At 72.9% G+C, this 20,738-nt stretch carries 18 protein-coding genes; 7 read left to right on the forward strand and 11 right to left on the reverse strand.

The annotated features are described in order from the left end of the window. Positions 1–123: 123 nt before the first annotated feature. Positions 124–1,992: an arabinofuranosidase catalytic domain-containing protein gene (locus ABZT12_RS32360; protein ID WP_356391178.1), complete on the forward strand. Its 1,869-nt coding sequence runs from the start codon at positions 124–126 to the stop codon at positions 1,990–1,992. A 54-nt stretch (positions 1,993–2,046) separates the two neighbouring features. Here the strand turns inward: ABZT12_RS32360 and ABZT12_RS32365 are convergent, their stop codons facing one another. Genes ABZT12_RS32365 through ABZT12_RS32380 form a run of 4 tightly spaced genes read right to left on the reverse strand, consistent with a single transcriptional unit; the run spans position 2,047 to position 6,087 of the window. Next, the gene (locus tag ABZT12_RS32365) at positions 2,047–3,060 is read right to left on the reverse strand and encodes a sugar phosphate isomerase/epimerase (protein WP_356391180.1); all 1,014 of its coding nucleotides are present in this window, start codon (positions 3,058–3,060) and stop codon (positions 2,047–2,049) included. Beyond that, entirely contained in the window at positions 3,057–4,160 is a 1,104-nt protein-coding gene (locus tag ABZT12_RS32370) for a Gfo/Idh/MocA family oxidoreductase (RefSeq protein WP_356391182.1), read from the reverse strand. The genes ABZT12_RS32365 and ABZT12_RS32370 overlap by 4 nt, the downstream gene beginning before the upstream one ends. Then, positions 4,157–5,275, reverse strand: coding sequence for a Gfo/Idh/MocA family oxidoreductase (locus ABZT12_RS32375; RefSeq protein WP_356391184.1), 1,119 nt, complete (start codon positions 5,273–5,275; stop codon positions 4,157–4,159). Before ABZT12_RS32375 ends, ABZT12_RS32370 begins: the two co-directional genes overlap by 4 nt. Beyond that, positions 5,275–6,087 carry a sugar phosphate isomerase/epimerase gene (locus ABZT12_RS32380; RefSeq protein ID WP_356391186.1) on the reverse strand — a complete coding sequence of 271 codons (813 nt, stop codon included), beginning with the start codon at positions 6,085–6,087 and terminating at the stop codon, positions 5,275–5,277. The genes ABZT12_RS32375 and ABZT12_RS32380 overlap by 1 nt, the downstream gene beginning before the upstream one ends. A gap of 105 nt (positions 6,088–6,192) precedes the next feature. Here ABZT12_RS32380 and ABZT12_RS32385 point away from each other — a divergent pair, with 105 nt between their 5' ends. Together ABZT12_RS32385 and ABZT12_RS32390 are read left to right on the forward strand one after the other, a co-directional pair. Continuing rightward, positions 6,193–6,822 (forward strand): TetR/AcrR family transcriptional regulator, encoded by a 630-nt coding sequence (locus tag ABZT12_RS32385; RefSeq protein ID WP_356391188.1) that lies wholly within the window; start codon positions 6,193–6,195, stop codon positions 6,820–6,822. Positions 6,823–7,077: 255 nt separating this feature from the next. Continuing rightward, positions 7,078–9,006 carry a PAS domain S-box protein gene (locus tag ABZT12_RS32390; protein WP_356391189.1) on the forward strand — a complete coding sequence of 643 codons (1,929 nt, stop codon included), beginning with the start codon at positions 7,078–7,080 and terminating at the stop codon, positions 9,004–9,006. 29 nt (positions 9,007–9,035) lie between these two features. Here the strand turns inward: ABZT12_RS32390 and ABZT12_RS32395 are convergent, their stop codons facing one another. Further along, positions 9,036–10,232, reverse strand: coding sequence for an MFS transporter (locus ABZT12_RS32395; RefSeq protein ID WP_356391192.1), 1,197 nt, complete (start codon positions 10,230–10,232; stop codon positions 9,036–9,038). A gap of 105 nt (positions 10,233–10,337) precedes the next feature. Between ABZT12_RS32395 and ABZT12_RS32400 the strand changes: the two genes are divergently transcribed. Next, complete coding sequence (locus ABZT12_RS32400; protein ID WP_356391194.1) at positions 10,338–10,922, forward strand: TetR family transcriptional regulator; 585 nt, start codon at positions 10,338–10,340, stop codon at positions 10,920–10,922. Positions 10,923–10,989: 67 nt separating this feature from the next. On the opposite strand, the gene ABZT12_RS32405 is transcribed toward ABZT12_RS32400, so the two are convergent. Further along, positions 10,990–11,619: a helix-turn-helix domain-containing protein gene (locus tag ABZT12_RS32405; RefSeq protein ID WP_356391196.1), complete on the reverse strand. Its 630-nt coding sequence runs from the start codon at positions 11,617–11,619 to the stop codon at positions 10,990–10,992. 117 nt (positions 11,620–11,736) lie between these two features. On the opposite strand from ABZT12_RS32405, the gene ABZT12_RS32410 reads away from it, so the two are divergent. Then, positions 11,737–12,699 (forward strand): zinc-binding dehydrogenase, encoded by a 963-nt coding sequence (locus tag ABZT12_RS32410; RefSeq protein WP_356391198.1) that lies wholly within the window; start codon positions 11,737–11,739, stop codon positions 12,697–12,699. 124 nt (positions 12,700–12,823) lie between these two features. On the opposite strand, the gene ABZT12_RS32415 is transcribed toward ABZT12_RS32410, so the two are convergent. After that, positions 12,824–13,708: an SDR family oxidoreductase gene (locus ABZT12_RS32415; protein ID WP_356391200.1), complete on the reverse strand. Its 885-nt coding sequence runs from the start codon at positions 13,706–13,708 to the stop codon at positions 12,824–12,826. Positions 13,709–13,820: 112 nt separating this feature from the next. Here ABZT12_RS32415 and ABZT12_RS32420 point away from each other — a divergent pair, with 112 nt between their 5' ends. After that, a complete protein-coding gene (locus tag ABZT12_RS32420; protein WP_356391202.1) occupies positions 13,821–14,393 on the forward strand; it encodes a TetR/AcrR family transcriptional regulator in 573 nt (190 codons plus the stop codon). Positions 14,394–14,505: 112 nt separating this feature from the next. Here the strand turns inward: ABZT12_RS32420 and ABZT12_RS32425 are convergent, their stop codons facing one another. The 4 genes from ABZT12_RS32425 to ABZT12_RS32440 all read right to left on the reverse strand — a co-directional run bounded on the left by ABZT12_RS32425 (position 14,506) and on the right by ABZT12_RS32440 (position 18,948). After that, positions 14,506–16,065 (reverse strand): NAD(P)/FAD-dependent oxidoreductase, encoded by a 1,560-nt coding sequence (locus ABZT12_RS32425; RefSeq protein WP_356391204.1) that lies wholly within the window; start codon positions 16,063–16,065, stop codon positions 14,506–14,508. Beyond that, positions 16,062–16,793, reverse strand: a complete 732-nt coding sequence (locus ABZT12_RS32430; protein WP_356391206.1) for a methyltransferase domain-containing protein — start codon at positions 16,791–16,793, stop codon at positions 16,062–16,064. Before ABZT12_RS32430 ends, ABZT12_RS32425 begins: the two co-directional genes overlap by 4 nt. Positions 16,794–16,835: 42 nt before the next feature. Beyond that, positions 16,836–18,029, reverse strand: coding sequence for a lycopene cyclase family protein (locus ABZT12_RS32435; protein ID WP_356391208.1), 1,194 nt, complete (start codon positions 18,027–18,029; stop codon positions 16,836–16,838). Between the two features lie 256 nt (positions 18,030–18,285). Next, positions 18,286–18,948, reverse strand: coding sequence for a sigma-70 family RNA polymerase sigma factor (locus ABZT12_RS32440; RefSeq protein WP_356391210.1), 663 nt, complete (start codon positions 18,946–18,948; stop codon positions 18,286–18,288). A 357-nt stretch (positions 18,949–19,305) separates the two neighbouring features. Between ABZT12_RS32440 and ABZT12_RS32445 the strand changes: the two genes are divergently transcribed. Further along, a complete protein-coding gene (locus ABZT12_RS32445) occupies positions 19,306–20,730 on the forward strand; it encodes a polyprenyl synthetase family protein (protein ID WP_356391212.1) in 1,425 nt (474 codons plus the stop codon). Positions 20,731–20,738 lie beyond the last annotated feature (8 nt).

Consider the following 20,738-nt stretch of genomic DNA (forward strand, 5'->3'; position numbering starts at 1 on the left):
GTGCGTAGGTTCCCGGCCGAGCCGATCGAAGAGCCGCGCCGTCGCACCGCCGGCCCGGCCTTCCCCCCCACTCGGGCACCGAAGGGACCTGCCATGCACTGTTCCCCCGCTCTCCGGAATGTCATGCGCTCGCCAAGACCACCCGCGCGAGCGGTCCGCAGACCAGGGCGACGCGCTGCGGCGGTACTCACCGCGCTCGGCCTCGCGCTCGGCGTCCTGCTCGGTTTCCCCGCCGTCTCCCAGGCCGCCGGCTCGCTGCCCTGCGACATCTACGCCTCGGCGGGCACCCCGTGTGTGGCGGCGCACAGCGTCACCCGCGCGCTGCTCTCCTCCTACAACGGCCCGCTCTACCAGGTCACCCGGGTCTCGGACGGTGCCACCAGCGACATCGGCGTGCTGGCCCAGGGCGGTTACGCCAACGCGGCGGCGCAGGACACCTTCTGCGCGAACAGCGGCGGGTGCCGCATCACGCGGATCTACGACCAGAGCGGCCGCCACAACGACCTCACCCCCGGTCCCGCCGGCACCGCGGGCACCGGAGCCGACCGGGGCGCGGACGCCTCCGAGATCGCCGTCACCGCGGGCGGACACAAGGTCTACGGGGTGTGGATCTCCCCGGACGTCGGTTACCGCTACACCGGGGTCGCCTCCGGCGTGGCCGTGGGCGGCCAGGCCGAGGGCGCCTACATGGTGGCCAGCGGCACCCACGTGGGCTCCGCCTGCTGCTTCGACTACGGCAACGCCGAGAGCACCCCGGCCGACACCGGCAACGGACACATGGACGCCGTCTCGATCGCGACCACCTGCTACTTCGCGCCGTGCACGGGAACCGGCCCCTGGGTCGAAGCCGACCTGGAGAACGGCATGTTCCAGGGCGACAACGGCTCCAACACCGCCAACCAGGGCAACAAGAGCGCCTTCGTCACGGCCGTGCTGAAGAACAACGGGCAGACCCGTTACGCGCTCAAGGGCGGCAACTCCCAGTCCGGCGCGCTGTCCACCTGGTGGGACGGCGCCCTGCCCACCAGGGGCGGCTACCAGCCGATGCACCAGGAGGGCGGCATCATCCTGGGCATCGGCGGCGACAACAGCAACTGGAACCGGGGCACCTTCTTCGAGGGCGTCATGGTCTCCGGCTATCCCACCGACGCCGCCGAGAACGCGGTCCAGGCCAACATCGTCTCCGTCGGCTACGGCGGCGCGACGGACGTGCCGAACGGGCCGCAGGGGACGATCACGGGCCCCGGCGGCAAGTGCGTGGACGCCGCCGCCGACGACACCGGCGCCGACGGGACCGCCGTACAGCTGTGGGACTGCCAGTCCTACGCGGAGGACCAGCACTGGACGCACAACCCGGACGGGTCGCTCTCCACGCTCGGGCGGTGCCTGGACATCGAGAACAACGGCACGGCCAACGGCGCCAAGCTGGAGCTGTGGGACTGCGACGGGGTCGGCGGCCAGAAGTGGGTGCAGCGGGCCGACGGCTCCCTCCTCAACCCCCAGTCCGGCCGCTGCCTCGACTCCCCCAGCGGCGCCACCGCCAACGGCACCCGACTCCAGATCTACGACTGCAACGGCTCCGCGGCGCAGAAGTTCTCGGCGAACGGCGGCGGCGCGGTCAAGGGCCCCGGCGCCACCTGTGCGGATGTGGCGGCCGACGACACCGGCGGCAACGGCACCGCCGTACAGCTGTGGAGCTGCCAGTCGTACGCGATGGACCAGCACTGGTACCACGGGGCCGACAACTCGCTTTCCACGCTGGGTCGTTGCCTGGACATCGTGGGCAACGGCACCGCCAACGGCGCCCAGTTGGAGCTGTGGGACTGCAACGGGGTCGGCGGCCAGAAGTGGGTACAGCAGGCCGACGGCTCCCTCCTCAACCCCCAGTCCGGCCGCTGCCTCGACTCCCCCAGCGGCGCCACCGCCAACGGCACCCGACTCCAGATCTACGACTGCAACGGCTCCGCGGCGCAGAAGTTCAGCCTGAGCTGACCCCGCGACGCCGGGCCCGGCGGCCTCTTCACCGGGCCCGGCGCGGGCGTCGGGCTACTGATTGCTGAACGCGGCGTCGAAGGAGTTTCCCGGCGCCGGCCACAGCAGGGAGCGTACGAAACGCAGTGCTTCGGCCGCGCCGTGCAGCCGGTCCATGCCGGCGTCCTCCCACTCGATGGAGATGGGCCCGGCGTAGCCGATCGCCTCAAGGGCACGGAAGGCGTCCTCCCAGGGGACGTCTCCGTGGCCGGTGGAGACGAAGTCCCAGCCGCGGCGCGGATCCCCCCACGGCTGGTGCGAACCGAGGACACCGGCCCGGCCGTTGCGCGGACGGACGCGGGTGTCCTTGCAGTCGACGTGGTAGATGCGGTCCTTGAAGTCGGTGATGAAGCCGACCGGGTCGATGTTCTGCCACATCATGTGGCTGGGGTCCCAGTTGAACCCGAAGGCCTCCCGGTGGCCGATCGCCTCCAGCGCGCGGACGCCGGTCCAGTAGTCGTAGGCGATCTCCCCGGGGTGGACCTCGTGGGCGAAGCGGACTCCCTCCGCGTCGAACACGTCGAGGATCGGGTTCCAGCGCGCGGCGAAGTCCTCGTAGCCGGCGTCGATGACCGAGGCCGGTACCGGCGGGAACATGGCGACGTAGGGCCAGATCGACGAGCCCGTGAAGCCGACCACGGTGTCGACGCCCAGTTTGCGGGCGACCCGCGCGGAGCGCTTCATGTCCTCGGCCGCCCGCTGCCGTACGCCTTCCGCCTCACCGTCGCCCCACACGTACGGGCGCAGGATCGCCTGGTGGCGGAAGTCGATGGGCGCGTCGCAGACGGCCTGCCCCGCGAGGTGGTTGGAGAGGGCGTACACCTTCAGGCCGTGCCGGTGGAGGATCTCCAGACGCGATGCCGCGTAGGCGTCGTCCTCGTCGGCGCGCCGGAGATCGAGATGGTCCCCGGAGGCGGCGATCTCCAGTCCGTCGTAGCCCCACCGCGCCGCCAGGCGGGCGACCTCCTCGAACGGGAGGTCGGCCCACTGTCCGGTGAAGAGGGTGACGGGGTGGGTGGTCGCGGTCATGTCGGTTCCTCCGTCGCGGGTGCGGTGTCCGTCCAGACGCCGCCGGCTCCGGCGGAGGCGAGGACGGCCTCGGTGAGCCGGGCGGCGCGCAGTCCGTCGGCGAACGTAGGCATGCCCTCGGGTTCTCCGCCCCGTACGGCGTCGTAGACATCGGTGACGAACGCCGTGAAGGCGTCCTGGTAGCCGAGCGGGTGTCCGGCCGGCAGCGGTGACACCCGCGCGGAGTCCGGCGCGTCCGTGCCGGGGTCGCGCAGCAGCTGCCGGGAGCCGTGGCGCGAGCCGATCCACAGTTCCTCGGGACGCTCCTGCTCGAACCGTACGGACCGCCGGGTGCCGTGGAGTTCGAGGGTGAGGCTGTTCTTCCGGCCGGGGGCGAGCTGGCTGACCAGGAGGGTGCCGAGCGCGCCGTTGCCCAGCTCGACGAGGAGGGCCACCACGTCCTCGTTCGCCACCTCCGTGCCGCCGCGCCGCGTGAAGACGGTCCGGGTGCGGGCCGCGAGACGGTGGACACGCTGTCCGGAGACGAACTCGACGAGGTCGCACAGGTGGGAGCCGATGTCGGCGAAGGCCCGGGAGGCACCGCCGGATGCGGTGTCAGCGCGCCAGTCGGTGTCGTCCGGGTCGAGCATCCAGTCCTGGAGGTAGCAGGCGTCCAGGGTGAGGACCGTGCCCAACTGCCCGTCCGCGACGAGGTTCCGGGCCTGCCGGGCCATGGGGTGGTAGCGGTAGACGAAGGGCACCGCCGCCACCCGGCCGCTCTCCCGCGCGGCACGCACCAGCCGTTCGGCGTCGGCGACGGTGGTGGCGAGAGGTTTCTCGCAGATGACATGGGTGCCGGCGGCCAGCGCGGCGAGCGCGTGCGCGGTGTGGAACCGGTTGGGGCTGCACACATGGACGACATCGAGGTCGGCGGCGGCGGCGAGGGCCTCGGCGTCGGGTTCGCAGCGCTCGACGCCGAGCCGGTCCGCGGCCTCCCGGCCGCGCTCGGGTGTCGAGCCGGCCAGCGCGGCGAGGTGGCCGCGGGCCGCCCTCGCGGCGCGTGTGTGCACGGCCGCCATGAAGCCGCCCCCGATGAACCCGGCCCGGACGGGCGGGTTCACAGGGTGGCTCCGTAGGGATCGTGGTCGTCGGGGAGGAGGGGTGTCGGGCCGGCCTCGCTGTCCACGCGCACCGTCTCGCCGGAGGTGACCGACTCGTCGATGGACAGCAGCGCGTCCAGGACGTGGTAGCCGAGTTCGCCGGTGGCGATGTGCGGCCGTCCGGCGCGGATCGCCCGTGCCATGTCGAGGACCCCCACTCCGCGGCCTGCCGCCACGCCGACCTGCGGGACGGTGCGCCACTCGGCGTCCTCGCCCCGGCGCTGGACGCCCGTGATCCTGACCTCCCCGGCGAAGGCGTTGGGGTCGGGCACGACCAGTGTGCCCTCGGCGCCGGTGACCTCCACGAAGCCGGTACGGGTGAGCGGGGAGTCGAAGCTGAAGACGCTCTGGCTCACACCGCCGCCCGCGAACCGCGCGAGCGCCGACACATGGGTGGGGACGGCGACGGCGAACTCCGTGCCCGCCCGGTCGCCGCTGCCGACGGTACGGACGGCGCGGGCGGTCGAACCGGCCGCGGCGACGCGGCCGACGGAGCCGAACAGGCCGACCAGGGCGGTGAGGTAGTAGGGCCCCATGTCGAAGAGCGGGCCGGCGCCCCGGGCGAACAGGAACTCGGGGTCGGGGTGCCACTGGTCGGGTCCCGCGTACTGCATCACGGTCTGCGCGGAGAGCGGCGTTCCGATGTCCCCGCGCGCGACGGCCCTGAGCGCGGTCTGGAACCCGGGGCCGAGCACGGTGTCGGGGGCGACGCCCACCCGCAGACCGGCCGCGGCGGCCTGCTTCAGGAGGGCCCGCCCGGCGGCCCGGTCGACGGCGAGGGGTTTCTCGGACCAGACGTGTCTGCCCGCGGCGACGATCGCGGAGCTGACCTCCGCGTGTACGGCGGGGACGGTCAGGTTGACGACGATCTCGGCGTCCGGGTGGGCGAGCACGTCCGCCGCGGTGCCCCACTCCTCGACGCCGTACTCGCGGGCCCGCGCCCCGGCACGTCCGGTGTCGAGATCGCCCACGACGACCACGCGCACGTCGGGAAAGCCGGTGAGACTGGTGAGGTACTGGGCGCTGATGTTGCCGGCGCCTATGACGCCGACGCCGACCGGGTTCCGCGCGGCCATCAGGCGACGCCCTTCCCGTTCAGGTAGCCGATGCCCGCCTCGACGCCTTCGAAGATGTCGCCGGCGTAGTGGTCGAACTCGATGACGGCGTACTCGGCGTGCGGTGCCGCGTCCAGCGCCGCGTCCAGCGGCACCTGGCCCCGGCCGGGTGCGACCTGACGGGTGTCGGCCGGGTCGAAGGGGGCGCCCGAGGTGAACGGGTCGTCGATGAGGGGGCCGTCCTTGATGTGCAGTGCGCGCACCCGTGGGCCGAGGCGCCGCAGCAGCGCCACGGCGTCGTTGCCGCCGGCCGAGGCCCAGAACAGGTCTATTTCCAGGACCACTTGAGGATCCAGTTGGTCCGCGAAGAAGTCGAAGGCGTTGACCCCGGCGACGGTGTGGACGAACTCCTGCGAGTGGTTGTGGTAGCCGAGGCGCAGACCGTGTCCGGCCGCGCGGCCGGCGGCCTCGTTGAGGAGGGTCGCCGTCCGGGCGATCTCCTTCTCGTCCGCCCATCGGGACGCGGGCACGAACGGGTCGAACACCATCTCCAGGCCCAGCACTTGGGCGGCGCGGAACGTCTCGTCCAGCGTGGGCACGGGTCCACCGCCCGGTGCGGCGGCGCCGGGCGAGAGGAAGCCGGCGTGGCCGGTGCGGGCGGACAGCCCGTGCCTGCTGAGCGCGTCCGCCAGCGCCTGGGCGCGGTGCACGAACCCGAACACCTCGACGGTGCGCACCCCCAGCGCGGCGAGGCGGGCGAGGGTTCCGTCCTCGTCCGCGTCCAGGGCCTGGCGGACCGAGTAGAGCTGGAGCGACAACTGCGGTGTCTGCATGGCGAGTTCCTCTCGACGTGAGCGGCCGAGAACAGAATACCGACAGGGCTGATGGTTTCTAGTGCCGCGGCAGGTTGCGGTACCAAGGGTCGTTAGCATCTCCGCATGACACGGGCGACAACGCGGCAGGGCTCGGCCCCGCGGAACTACCCCAAGGGCGAGCGTCGGCGCGCGCAGATCATCGAGGCCGCGTTCACCGCGTTCGGGCAGGTGGGCTACCGCAACGCGAGCATGGTCCGGCTCGCGGCGGCTTGCGGCGTCTCACGCGCCGGCCTGCTGCACCACTTCCCCACGAAGGAGTCCCTGCTGGAGGCGGTCCTGGAGGAACGTGAGCGCCAGGACGACGAGCACTTCTTCCAGCCGGGCGCGGTCGGCCAGGACGGTCTGGAGTACTTCGCGAGCATGATCCGGCTCGTCGCGCACAACCAGGCCAACCCGTTGATCGTCAGCCTCTTCGCGGTGCTGTCGAGCGAGGCGACGGCGGCCGACCACCCGGCACGCCCCTACTTCGTCACCCGCTACGAACGGGCCCGCGGACAGATGCAGTCGGCCGTCGACGACCTGGCCCGGCGCGGCCTGCTCCGCCCCCACGTGGACGCCGCCACCCTCGCGACGGACCTCATCGCCTTCATCGACGGCCTTCAGGTCCAGTGGCTGCTCAGCCCGGAGGCCATCGACATGCCGGGCCATCTGCGCACGCTGCTGCGCGGCCTGATCGGCGCCGAACTGCCGTAGGGAACCGCACGTCCCGCTCCGGGTGGGCAACGGACGCGCACCGCGGCCCTGTTGGGGATGCGCACAGCCACCGGCAGTCCCGCCGCTCGGGACCAAAGGACCCAATACCCCTACGCAAGAACGGGGTTGCCGGGCGGCACCACCGGTCACGGCCCCGGCGACCGGCATGCGCCTTCGTTCCGGCCTGGAACTGTCACAGAAGGACAGGTGACGACAAGGTGCCCCGTTCCGGTCCGGTTGGTGCTGAGATGATTTATGGCACCAGCGAAGAACAAGGCACGACCCCGCGTGATCCCGGTGACGGAGGAGCCGTTCCGCGCACTGCTGGAGGCGGCTCCGGACGCGATGGTCATCGTGGACGACGCCGGAGTGATCCGTCTGGTCAACGCACAGACCGAGGCGTTGTTCGGCCACCCCCGGCACGAACTGCTCGGCCGCTCCATCGAGATGCTGGTCCCGCAGCGCTTCCGTGCCCAGCACCCGGGGCACCGGCTCGGCTACTCCGGCAACCAGCAGGTCCGTCCGATGGGCGCCGGTCTCGAACTGTACGGACTGCGCCGCGACGGGGCCGAGTTCCCGGTCGAGATCAGCATCAGTCCGCTGCAGACCCCTGACGGACTGCTGATCTCCGCCGCCGTGCGGGACGTCAGCGAACGCAAGGCCGCCGAGGCACGCTTCCGCGCCCTGCTGGAGGCGGCGCCCGACGCCATCGTCATCGTGGACGACATCGGCGTCATCCAGTTGGTCAACGCCCAGACCGAGGCCCTGTTCGGCTACCGGCGCGAGGAACTCCTGGGACACCCGGTGGAGATCCTCGTCCCGCAGCGGTTCCACCACCACCATCCCGGCCACCGGCACGGCTACGTCGACAACCACCGGGTCCGCCCGATGGGCGCCGGTCTCGATCTGTACGGGCTCCGCAAGGACGGCGTCGAGTTCCCGGTCGAGATCAGCCTGAGCCCGCTGGAGACCCCGGAAGGCACGCTGGTCTCCGCCGCCGTCCGTGACGTCAGCGAGCGCAAGGAGGCCGAGGCCAAGCTCGCCGAACTCTACGAACAGCAGCGCCATGTCGCCCTGACGCTGCAACGCAGTCTGATGGGCTCCCCCAGCCCCCTCCCCGGCATGGACACCTCCAGCCGTTACTTCCCGGCGCGGCAGGGACCCGGGGTGGGCGGGGACTGGTTCGACCTGATCGCGCTGGGCGGCGGCCGTATGGGCGTCCTGATAGGCGACGTCATGGGCCGGGGCCTGGAGGCCGCCGCCGTCATGGGCCAACTGCGCTCCGCCTCCCACGCGTTGGCGAAGACCGGGATGCCGCCCTGGCAGCTCATGCGGGCACTGGACGCGGTCGTCAGCGAGCTGCCCGACCAACTGGTCACCTGCTGCTACCTGGTGCTGGACCCCGACGAAAGCGCCGTGACGGTGTGCTCCGCCGGGCACCTGCCCGTCCTGCTGGTCGACCCCACCGGGCAGGTCCACCGACTGCCCGTCGCGGTGAGCGTGCCCCTCGGTGTCGGTGAGGTGCCCCACCAGGAGACCCGGCTGACCGTGCCGCCCGCGTCGGTGCTGGCCCTGTACACCGACGGCCTGGTGGAGACTCCCACCAGTGACATCGAGTTGCAGATCGACGCCCTGGCCGTCGCGCTGGAGAAGGCGGTCGCCTCGGCCCTGTGCCTGGAGCGGGCCGCCGACGCGGTCCTCGCCGCCCTGCTGCCCGACCCGCAGGACTACACCGACGACGTGACGTTGCTGCTGGCCCGTATCCCACCCGCTCCGGTGACCGCCGTGTCCGCACGGCTGTCGGCGCGGCCGGTCAGTGTGGGCGAGGGGCGCCGCTTCCTGCGCCGCACGCTGCGGGACTGGCAGTGCGGTGAACTCACCGACACGGCCTGCCTGTTGGCCTCCGAGCTGCTCTCCAACTCGGTCCGCCACGCCTGCGATCCGCTGCGGCTGCGGCTGCGCCTCACCAGGAGCGAACTGCATGTCGAGGTCTGTGACGGCAGTCCGGTCCTGCCGCACGCCAGAGCCGCGGGCCCCGATGAGGAGTCGGGCCGCGGACTGGTCCTTCTCGACCAACTGGCTTCCACTTGGGGCACGTTGCTCACCCGGGAGGGCAAGGCCGTGTGGTTCTCCCTCACTCTGCCCGACGCCGCCCGGCACCCCGCGGCCCGCTCCCCGGGGTGAGAGCGGCCCCGCTCACCCGGCGCGCCTCCTCACCCATGGACCGAGGTGACCTCGTGTTCCGTCCGGGGCGAGCGGGCGCCGGAGGTGGCGAAAGAGGCCGCCACCACCAGGACGAGCACCAGGATCAGGGCATGGCGCAGCCCGAAGTGCTGGCCCAGGTAGCCGAGCGCGGGCGGACCGACGAGGAAGGCGACATAGCCGACGGTCGCGGCCAACGCGACGCGTGCGGCCGGGTCTCCGCCGGAGTCGCTCGCCGCGGAGAGCGCGACGGGGAACCCCAGGGACGCCCCGAGTCCCCACAGGATCGCGGCGAGGGCCGCGACGACCTGGTTGTCCACGAAGATCACGAGCGCCAGTCCGGCCGCCCCGACGAGCGCGCTGGCGCAGAGCACGGCCGCCCGCCCGAAACGGTCGACGAAGCGACCGCCCGCGAAACGGCCGACGGTCATCGCCGCGGCGAACACGGCGTACACCGCCGAGCCGAGGGCCGGGTCGAAGCCGTGGCCGTCGACCATGACCAGCGGGAGCCAGTCGTTGGCGGTCCCCTCCGCCATGGCGAGGGCGAGGATGACACAGCCGATGAGCAGCAGCATCGGGTCCTTCCAGACCGTGGCGCGCGCACCGCCGGTCTCCCGCCGCTCGGTGACCGTCCGCCGGCCGCCCCCCGAGGGGACGTACCGGATGACCAGACAGAGCATCGCCAGCACCAGGACGGCGACGACGGCGAGGTGCACGAGCACCGGGACCTCGACGGCCGTCAGGACCATGCCGCCGATCGCCCCGATGACGGTGCCGAGGCTGAAGAAGCCGTGCATGGCGGGCAGGGTGGAGCGGCCCAGCAGCCGTTCCACCTCCGCGCCCTCGACGTTGAGGGCCACCTCGCCGCCGCCCATCCCGAAGCCGAAGACGGCCAGCCCCAGGGCCACCACCGCCCCGGAGCCGACGCCCGCTCCGACTCCGATCACCGCGGCGGCGGTCGCCACGGAGGCCGTGCCGAGCATGATCACGCGGCGGACGCCCCAGCGGGCCACGAGGGCGCCGGAACACAGGATGCCGATCATCGAGCCGACCGAGAGCCCGAAGAGGATGAGACCCATCCGCGCCGTGGAGGCCGCGAGCAGGTCGCGTACGTCGGGGGTGCGGGTCACCCAGGAGGACATGGTCAGCCCCGGCGCGAAGAACAGGGCGAAGACGGCGGTGCGGCGCTGGGTGGGTCGGGCGGTCACAGGGGGTGGCTCCAAGTCCGTTCGTACGAGTGAGTACGAGCGTACACACTAGAATGTACGTGTGTACACACTCGGGGTGGCCCGCCCCGTGACACATTTGGGGGCGTGAGTGGCACCCGGCGCGAGATCCCGAACGACCCCGGCCGCAAGGAGCGCATCCTTGACGCCGCCCTCGACGTGATCGCGGAGGGTGGTGTGCACAGCACCACCCATCGCAAGATCGCGGCCCGCGCCGAAGTACCCCTCGGCTCCCTGACGTACTACTTCGACGGCATGGACGACCTGCTCGCCCAGGCCTTCGCGCGGCTGGCGGACACGATGTCCCTGCTGTACCGGCAGACCGTACAGGCCGCCGGGTCGCGGGCCGAGGCCGAGGAGGCGGTCGTCGACCTGATCTGCGGACCCGCCTACGCCACCGACCGCGACATGACGCTCATCTTCGAGATGTACGCCTACGCCAACCACAACGCGGCGGTGTCGGCCACCACGCGAAGCTGGCTCGAACGGAGCCGGGACAGCCTCACCCTGCACTTCACGCCCGGTGTCTCCCGCGCCCTCGACGCGCTGATCGAGGGCTGGCCCATGCACCGTGCCTTCGCCGACGCCCCGCTGGACCGGCGGCTCGTCGCCGGGACCGTGCACGCGATCGTCAGCGCTTCGGCGCACCTTCCCGGCGGCGGGGAGTCCTGAGACCGTCGGCCGTGCGCTGCACGCCGTCCGGCTTCAACTGCCGTACGGCCGCTGGTACTTGACTCGGTCAGCTGTGCGGTGCCGCGGTGGCCAGGCGTGGGGCCGGCGGCAGGGGTGCGTGGTGCGGGCAGGCCGCGAACGCCTGGATGACCAGCCCCGCGAAGCGTCGCGATGCCATGACCTGGGTGGCGGCGGCCGTGGCGCGGACCCCCTTGTTGGCCATGAGTACGAGAATCAGGTCGTCGAGGACGAAGTCGGGCCGCAGGTGCCCCGCTTCCTTGGCCCGCCGGGCCAGTTCGGCGACCGCTCCCAGCGTGTACTCACGTCCCTCGGCGACGTCGGTCACCCCCGGGAAGGCCGACAGGAAGGCTTCGGTGAAGCCCCGGTCACGCGCGTGCAGTTCGCAGATCCTCTCGATCACCAGACAGAGGCCGCGCCATGGATCAGGGTCCGCGCATCCCTCGTCGACGATGGCGCGACAGGCGTGCAGCTGGTCCGCGAAGGCGTCGGCGACCAGCGCCTGCTTGGTCGGGAAGCGGCGGTACAGGGTGGCGGGTCCGACCCCGGCATGGCGCGCGATCTCCCGCATCGGCACGTCCAGGCCACGGGCGGAGAACAGCGCCCGGGCCGCGTCGAGGATGCGTTCGCGGTTGTCCAGCGCGTCGGAACGCAGCGTACGAGGCAAAGGGTCGGTCACCACTCTCACTTTACTCAAGTGGACGGGGGCGTCCGTTACCGTCCAGCACGATCGAAGGTCACCGAGACCCTCGGCAGCAGGATCGTGCTCGATCGGTCCGAGAACGTGGAGACGACCATGAAGGCAATCGCGATCAGGACGTACGGAGGCCCTGAGGGCCTGGCCGTCGTCGACCTGCCGACTCCCGTACCCGCCGCCGGGCAGGTGCTGGTCGCCACCGAGGCGGTGGGCGTCGGCGGCGTCGACACCGTGATCCGCAGCGGGGCGCTGGCCGCCTACGGCTTCAAAGAGGGCTTCATCCCGGGCAGCGAGGTGTCGGGCACCGTGACCGCGGTCGGTGACGGCGTCGACGCGTCGTGGATCGGCCGGCGGGTGTGGGGCTTCACCGGCACCGGCGGGGGCTACGTCGAACAGGCCGTCGTGCCGGTCGAGGAGATCCTCCCCCTGCCCAGTGGCCTGTCCGCCGTCGACGCGGTGACGCTCGGCAGTTCCGGTACGGTGGCCCACTTCGGACTCCGCCACGCCCAATTCGCCTCCGGGGAACGGGTGTTGGTGCGTGGCGCGGCCGGCAGCATCGGGATCATGGCGGTGCAGCTCGCGGCTCGCGGCGGTGCCGCCGCCGTGGCGGTCACGACCTCGTCGGCCGAGCGCGGCGAGCGGCTGCGCCGTCTCGGCGCGACCCACGTGCTGGACCGCTCCGGCGAGGGAGGGGACGGTGCTCCCGCGGGCTACGACGTCATCATCGACGTCGTGGCCGGTGCGGACATGCCGTCGTTCTTCGACAGGCTCGACCCCAACGGCCGTCTGGTGGCCGTGGGCGCTGTCGCGGGGCAGCCGCCCGCCGACTTCGGCGCGAAGATCATGGCGGCGTTCCAGAAGTCGCTGTCCTTCGCCACTTTCAGCGCGGCCACCGTCGCCCCGGCCGACCGGCGCGCCGTGCGCGAGGAGCAGTTCGCGGCGGCCGGTCGCGGCGAGATCGAGACGGTGGTGCACGAGCTGCTGCCGCTGGACGCGGCCGTGCTGGCGCACCGGAAGATGGACGCGGGTGAGGTGTTCGGCAGGATCGTGCTGACACCGTAGCCCGCGCTCCCCGCCGGAGATCGCGCCCTGACGTACGGGGCCTCCCGGGGCAGCGGGTCGAGCCCGGGAGGCGGGCGAGCGCGACGGCCGGGGCACCGACCTCTGCCCGCGGAACCGCTCCGGGTCAGCCCGTGGTGAAGTAGTGGCCGTCCTCCAGGTCCGCGACCAGGCCGGGACGGACCGGCTCCCAGCCCAGCGACCGCCGGGTGTCGGCGCTGGACATGGTGATGTCGAGCCCTATGAACGGGAAGCCCTTGAAGTGCTCCGCCGCCCGTTCCGCCGGGACGCTGACGGCCGGGAGGCCGAGTCGGCGGCCGATGGTCTCGGCGATCTCGCGCACCGTGACGCCCTCTTCCGCCGCCGCGCAGAGCTGGGAGCCGGCCGGGGCCTTCTCCAGCGCCAGTCGGTAGAGGCGGCCGACGTCAAGGACGTGACCGGCGGGCCAGCGGTTGGCGCCGTCGCCGAGGTAGCCGGAGACGCCGGTGTCGCGGGCGATCCTGATCAGCGTGGGAACGAAACCGGTCCTGTCCCGCGCGCTGTGGGTGACCGGCGGGATCGCGACCAGCAGGGTCCGTACCTCGCGCCCGGTGAACGCGGTGAGTTCGCGGGCGACGGCGGAGCGGGGGTTGGCCGCGATCACCGCGTCCCGCTCGGGGTCACCGGTGCGCGTCAGGCCGACGCCGACGAGCGCCTTGCCGGTGCCGGCGAGGGCTTCGCCCAGCGTCCGCACCACGGTCAGGTCGGCGGTCACCGCGTCGGCGAACTTCCCGGCCGCGATGGCGTCGTGGTCGAAGGCCAGGTGGACGACCGCGTCCGCGTCGGCCGCGGCTTCGCGCAGCCCGGCCAGGTCGTCGAGGTCGCCGCAGCGCACCTCAGCGCCCAGGGCGCGGACGACGGCCGCGGAGGCGTCGGACCGCGCCAGGCCGGTGACCTCGTGTCCGGCGCCGACGAGTTCGGGTATCACGGCCGACGCGATGTGGCCGCTGGCACCGGTGACGAATACGCGCATCAGGAACACTCCATGGAAAGAGGGCACCGCCGGGGCGGCACCGAGTGATGTGACTCGGTAACGTCACCATAGCCGAAGTGATGTTACTGAGTCACATCACTATGCTGTCGGCATGGCTCGATGGGAACCGAACACTCGCGAACGGCTGGTGCGCGCCGCACTCGACCTCTTCATCGAACGGGGCTACGACGCCACCACCGTGAGTGAGATCGCCGATCGCGCCGGTCTCACCAAGACCACGTTCTTCCGGCACTTCCCGGACAAGCGCGAAGTGCTCTTCGCCGGCCAGGACGTGCACACCCGGCTTCTCACCGAGGCGATCACCGCGGCACCCGAGGACGCGACACCGCTCAGAGCGGTCCGCGCGGCCCTCGACGCCCTCACGGCCTCCTTCCGGGACGACCGCCGTGACTTCAGTGCCAGGCTGCGCCCGGTCGTCGCCGGCCACGGCGAACTCCAGGAGCGCGCCACGCTGAAGCGCGCCAGACTCGCCGACGCGGCGGCGGACGCGCTCCGGGGGCGCGGCGTACCCGGTCCGGCCGCGGACCTCGCCGCCGGACTGGGCATCCGCGCCTTCTACCAGGCCTACGACCAGTGGGCCGACCCGGCCGAGCGGCGGACGCTCACCGAGATCGCCCGCCACACCTTCGACGAACTCCGCGCCGCGATGGCCACGCTCGACTGAGGACCCGTCACCACACAGGCGCTACGGGCACTCGGGGCGAACGGGACGGCGATGGACCCGCCCTCGCCCACTACGGAACCGGCTCGGCACCGGGTGGCCACCGGCTCCCCCGTCATCGCGTGCCCCGGCGCGCCAGCCCCCGAAGGACGGCGCTGCGCCCCTGGTCGGGAACGAGCCACAGCGTCTGGCCCTGGACGCCCCAGCGCTCCAACAGGGCGTTGGCGGCCAGGAAGCCACTCGTCGCCGCGCGTTCCATGAGGGCCACCGGCAGTTCCGTACGGACCAGGTCGCCCGCCACCGTCAGACCGGGGTCGGAGGTGCGGACGGTCGGCCGGTCGGAGTAGCCGCCGACCGGGAACAGCGGGCAGTCGGCCCGCCACTCGTGCCGCTGGTCGACGATCCGGGCCGTGCTCGTCTCCGGGTACACCGCGTGCAACTGCGCGACCAGCCGCTTCTGTTCCACATCGCGGGCCGCGCCCTCGGGCAGCGCGTACCCGTGCAGCTCCACCACCGACCCGCCGGTGCGGGCGGCCCAGCGCGCCGCCTCGCCCTCCCACCGTTCCAGGACGCTGACGTTGTCCAGGGTGCCGTAGCCGCTGGTGCCCAGGAATCCGGGGCGGTCGGCGGCGACGGGCCGGTCGAGCCAGAGCCGGGAGACCAGGAACGGCGGAGCGTTGCGCAGCCGTGCCACCCGCTCCCGCCACGGGGCGTCGGCCAGGTCCGGGCTCCGGCTGACGAGAGAGCGCAGACCCGCCGTGTCCAGGGCCAGGACGACGCTGTCGTAGCGCCGCGACTCCCCGCCGGTCACCACGACGAAGCCGCCGTCGGCGGTGGGCGCCACGCTCTCGACGGGGGTCGCGGCCCGTACGTCGGCGCCGTGGCCGCGCAGATAGTCGGCGAGGGGCTCCCAGAGGGCGGCGGGAAAGGGTTCGCCGGGCACGTCGAAGAGCAGCCCCTCGGCCGATCCGAGGAAGTAGATGTGGAACATCAGCACCATCTCGGCCGCCGACAGCTCCCGGGGGTCCGCGAAGAAGCTGCGGGAGAACACCTCGAACGCGAGATGGTGCGCGGCCTCCGGGAAGCGGACCGACTCCAGGAAGTCGTGGGCGCTGACGGCGTCGAGGCGCTCGTACACCTGCGGGACGCGCACGTCGAGGAGGGGCAGGGCGGCGACCGGGTTCATGCGCAGCAGGTCCCGGACCCCGAAGGTGGGGCTCAGGGCGACGAATCCGAGGGCGCTCCAGGGCGGGGTGCGCGGGACCCGGCGGAAGCTGTCGTGCAGTCCCCCGCTGTGGCGCAACGGGTAGTCCGGGAGGCCCGTCAGCCGGTGGAGGCCGGGGTCGGTCCTCCGCAGCAGTCCGCGCAGGTTGTAGTACTGGCGGAAGAAGGCGTGGAAGCCTCGGCTCATCGTCACCGTACTGCCGTCGCTCAGAGTGTCCGACCAGCCGGCCAGCCGCCCCCCGAGGACGGGTTCGCGCTCGTGGAGCGTCACCCGCACCCCGCGTTCGGCGAGCGCGGTGGCGGCGGCGAGGCCGGCGATGCCGCCGCCGACGACGGCGGTCGTCGGCGGGTGGTCGCCCCCGATCCGCGGCCGGCCCGGAGGAGGGGTGAGGATCCGGGCGCGCCGGTCCCTGCCGCGGCGGGCGGCGTCCTGCCGCTCCCGGGCCCTCACCGCACACCGGCCATGGCCGGGACCGCGCGGCTGGCGACGACGGTATGAGCGATGCCGGTCTGCCATCCCGGCAGGGGCAGCACCCGGACGCCGTCGAAGCCGGAGCAGCGGACCCGGGCGGCGAACTCGTCCACCGTGTCGAACTCGACGACGCTGCGCCACAGATGGCGGTACAGCTCGCCGTCGCCCAGCGCGGTGGCCACCGGGAGCACGATGCCGCCGCACACCGCCGCCCACACGGCGCGGTGGGCGGCCCGGCCGCTGAGGGTGTACTCGTGCACCGCCAGCCGGCCGCCGGGCACGAGCAGCTCGCGCACGGTCGACAGGACGTCGTCGGGGGCGGCCGTGTTGCGGAACAGGTAGGCGGCGAACACCGCGTCGAAGGGGCCTCCGACCCCCGCCTCCGTCAGCCGTTCCGCCGGAGCGTGCACGAAGGTGACGTTGTCTGGCCACGGCTTCGCCGCCGCCCGCTCCAGCATGCCCGCGGAGGCGTCGACCGCCGTGATGTCGGCTTCCGGCAGAGCGGCGGCGAGGGCGGCGGTCGAGGCGCCGGTACCGCAGCCGAGATCCAGTACCCGCGTGCCACGCCCGCCGTCCGGCAGTCCCAACCGGCGGGCGGAGCGGCGCAGTTGGGCGTGGTATCCGGGGTTGGCGGCCACCAGCGTGTCGTAGCTGCGGGCGGCGCGGTCGAACGCGGCGGCCAGCTCCGCGTCACGCAACAGGGTCATACGTACTCCTCGGAACGGGACACGGGCCGCGACCGGGGTCGGTCACGGACGGGGAAAAGGGCGGCGGGGCAGCCGGGGCAGCTCCACGGCGGAGCGGAGCATCGGCAGCACCGGGGCGTGCATCCCCACGGAGAGATCCTCGACGAGACCGGTGCGGCCGTCGAGGAAGCGCAGCAGCCGTTCCATCGGCACCCGTGTGAAAAGGCGGCCGAAGAAGGCGGCGCCGTCGACCCTGCCGCTGTCGAGGGCGCGCAGCATGACGGCGTCCATGGCGCGGGAGCGTGCGGAATGGGCGGGCGGCGGCAGCGGGCGGCGTCCCGACAGCAGGGCGCTCGCGACGGCCTCGGTCTGGCGCTGTACGGCGGCGAAGGTGTAGCCCGTCGAGGGCCGGGTGGCGCCGCCCGCCGCGCCGATCCGGAAGACCGACGGTGCCACCTGCCGGGCGAAGGGGGCGTCGGTCATGGGGATGACGCCGGTCTCGGTGGAGACGACGTCGAGGTCACCGAGGCGGAGCACGTCCTCGGTGTAGTGGCGCAGCGCGGCCTCGTAGCCCGTGCGGGAGAGCGGCTCCCGGGAGAACTCGGTGTACTCCACGAGTGCCTGGCGCGGGCCGGTGGGCAGGACGTAGCCGAACGAGAGACCCCGTGCGGGCTGCGGCGTACGGAAGTCCATGAGTTCGACCGTGTCGGCGTCGAAGACCGGCCGCTCGGAGCGGACGAACCAGCCGTGGAAGTGCTGAAGGAGGGTGGTGCGGGCCGCCGGGAGGCTGCCGAGCGGGCGCGAGTCGAAGACCCAGCGGGCGCGTACCACCAGCGGCCGTCCGCCGGCGGCGCGGGCGTGGACGTGCGCGCCGCCGGTGACGCCCTCCACGGTCTCCACGGCCGCCTCGACCCGCCGCACCCGCTCGCTCCGCGCGAGGTCGTGCCCGATCAACGCCTCGAAGTCGTCCGAGCGGAGCATCTTGTACCGCAGCGGTGCGATGTCGTCCTCGATCGCCCGGCCCCGGGGTGTGTGCACGCGCAGGTGGTGCCAGGCCGCGGTCACGGCGGCGTCGTACCGTCCGCGGCCGGACTCCCAGAAGCACCAGGTACGGCTCGGCGACCGCAGGGGCCCGGGCGGGGCGTCCAGCAGGAGCACCGAGGGCCGGCGTCGGCCGGGCGTGGGGCGGGACAGCCGGTGCGCGAGGGTGAGTCCCGCTGCCCCCGCGCCCACGATGGCGACGTCCGCCTCAAGCACCAGCCGTCCTCCTTCCGCGCGGGCCCTTTCCGCGCCCTCGGCAGCATTCCCGCTCAAGTGCCCCTCCGGATGCAGGACATGCGGGCCGGGGCGCGGCCGTGCGGGGTTTTGCCGCTTCGGGCCCGGAGTCGAACCCGGGCGGCGGCGCCGGGCGACGGCGCCACGCGCCGTCAGCGCCCCTTCGGAGCCGGTGGGAACCGGGACGCCCGCGCTAGGAGCGGGGTACGCATCGAATCTGCGTCGCTTTGCCGTGAAGTCACCCTCCGTACCCGTGGGCCTCGTCCTCCCGCAGGCAGTGGGCGAGCCGGTACAGACCGCGCCGGGCGTGGCTCTTCACCGTCCCGAGCGGCCAGCCGGTCAGCTCCGCGATCTGCGTCTGGGTGAGGTCCTCGTAGAACGACAGGTGCAGGACGCGGCGTTGGGGCGGGGGAAGCTTCGCTATCTCTTGGCCGATGAGCACGCGGTCGAGCACCGCGTCCGGCCGGGAGGCGCTCTCGGGGACATCGACGGAGATCAACGAACCGGCGGCAGCGGCGAGTTCGGTCCGACGGGTCCTGGCCGAGAGCGCGTCGGCGATCTTGTGGCGGGTGATCCCGACGAGCCAGGCGGCCATCGGGCCGCGCTCCGGGGCGAACCCGGCCCGGCCCCGCCAAGCCGCCAGGAACACGATCTGGGTGACGTCCTCCGCCTCCCGTACGTCTCCGAGGGAACGCCGTGCGAGCGTCTGCACCAGCGGGCCCCACCGCTGGTAGGCGGCCGCGAGACACCCCTCGTGACCGGCGACGAAGCCCGCGCCGATCTCCTCGTCGGCCAGTGACTCCTCGGCCGGCGCCCACAGCGGCACGTCGTCCCGCACGGTCTCCCGCACGTCGTCCCGCACGTCTTCCAGGGTCCGCCCGACGGTCTGCGGTGTCGCCATGATGACTGCTCCTCGTGCAGGGGGGTATCCGTTCCGTCTCCGGGGCGGGCGAACCGCGTGAGGTCCTACGGCGCCCGCGGACATCGGGTCGCCGGTCGCTCGGAGCGATCACTTCACCCCCACCATCCGGAACAGGGAAGCGATGCGGCAACTTGCATCGACGGTGCATCGGTTACCCGGTCGGCTCGTCGCATCGACCGTGCGCGTCGCGGTACGCGCACCGGCGTCCACCGCGCTCCGCGGTCGCCTCCGCCCACGACGGGCGCGGCACTTTCCACCGCATGGCGCATCCGAGTCCCCCGTCGGCGCGGAATGCGTATGACTAGGCCAGCTCCGATCACGGCGAGAGGAACCGGGATGCCCCCGAGCAAGGCGAAGGACCACCAAGCGGCCGCGGCGCCGCCCGGCCGGTCCCCCGCGTCCCTCAAGACCTCCATGACCGCGGAGCACCCACGGCACCCCGGCCCTGCCGGTCCGTCCCCCGACCCGCGCCCGCGACCGCGCCCCCAAGACGACGGCCCGGCCGACGCCTTCCCCACCGACCCTGACCTCGGCGCGGACATGAGCCCGGACGTCGGCGCCGACGGGGAAGGTGTCGCGTGCGGCCCGGTCGGACCGATCGACGCCGACGTGCCCGCGGCGGTGGGGCGTCTCCTCGACCGTTTCCTGGCCGAGCGCACCGCGCGGGCCGCCGCCCTCGACAAGACGTTCGCCGACGACATCGCCGAACGCCTCGCCCGCTTCACCCTGGACGGCGGCAAGCGCACCCGGTCCCAGTTCGTCTGGTGGGCGCTGCGCGCCTGCGGCGGCGGGACCCGGGACGCGGAGGCCGCCCTGCGCGTCGGCGCCGCCCTGGAACTCATCCAGACCTGCGCCCTCGTCCACGACGACGTGATGGACGGCTCCCGGCTCCGTCGCGGGCGGCCCACCCTGCACGCCGATGTCGAGGCCCAGTACCCCGGCGCCGTTGCCCCCGCGCACGGCCCGGCCTTCGGTGAGTCGGCGGCGATCCTCGCCGGGGATCTGGCGCTCGCGTGGGCCGACGACCTGCTCGCCGGCACCGCGCTTCCCCCCGGCACCGCTCGCCGGGTGCGTCACCTCTGGAGCGCGATGCGGATGGAGATGGTGGCCGGGCAGTACCTCGACATCCAGGGGCAGGCCACGTCGTCCCGCTCCCTGACCCGGGCGATCCGCACCGCGTGCCTCAAGAGCGCCCTGTACTCCGTGGAACGGCCGCTCGCTCTGGGCGCCGTTCTCGCGGGCGCGGACCAGGCCACGGCCACCGCGCTCTGTTCGGCCGGGCGGTGCGTCGGCTTCGCCTTCCAGCTCCGCGACGACCTGCACGACGTCTTCGGCAGCCCGCGACGCACCGGCAAACCCCTGGGCGGCGACATCCGTTCGGGCAAGCCCACCTACCTCGTCGCCGTGGCGCGGGCCCGGGCCGAGACCGCCGGTGACCGCCACGCCCTCGACGTGCTGGAGCGCTCGCTCGGCCGTGCCGACCTGCCGGACAGCGGTCTCGCGGAGGTGCGGGACGTCCTCGTGGCCACCGGCGCACGGGCCGCGGTCGAGGCCAGGATCGACCGGCTGGTCGCGCAGGGCGTGCGCCGTCTGGAGGGCGCGGACCTGGTACCGGACGGCCGCGGACGCCTGCTGCACCTGATGCGTTCCGCCGCCGGGGCGCCGCCGACGATGGGCGGGTCCGCGGGCCCGCCCGGCACCGCCGAGTCCTTTCTCCTGCCGCAGCCGCCGGCCACCCGTGTCGAAGGGACCACCCGATGAGGACGCCG

It is taken from the genome of Streptomyces sp. NPDC005423, assembly GCF_040606415.1.
In the GTDB taxonomy this organism is placed as follows: Bacteria; Actinomycetota; Actinomycetes; order Streptomycetales; family Streptomycetaceae; genus Streptomyces.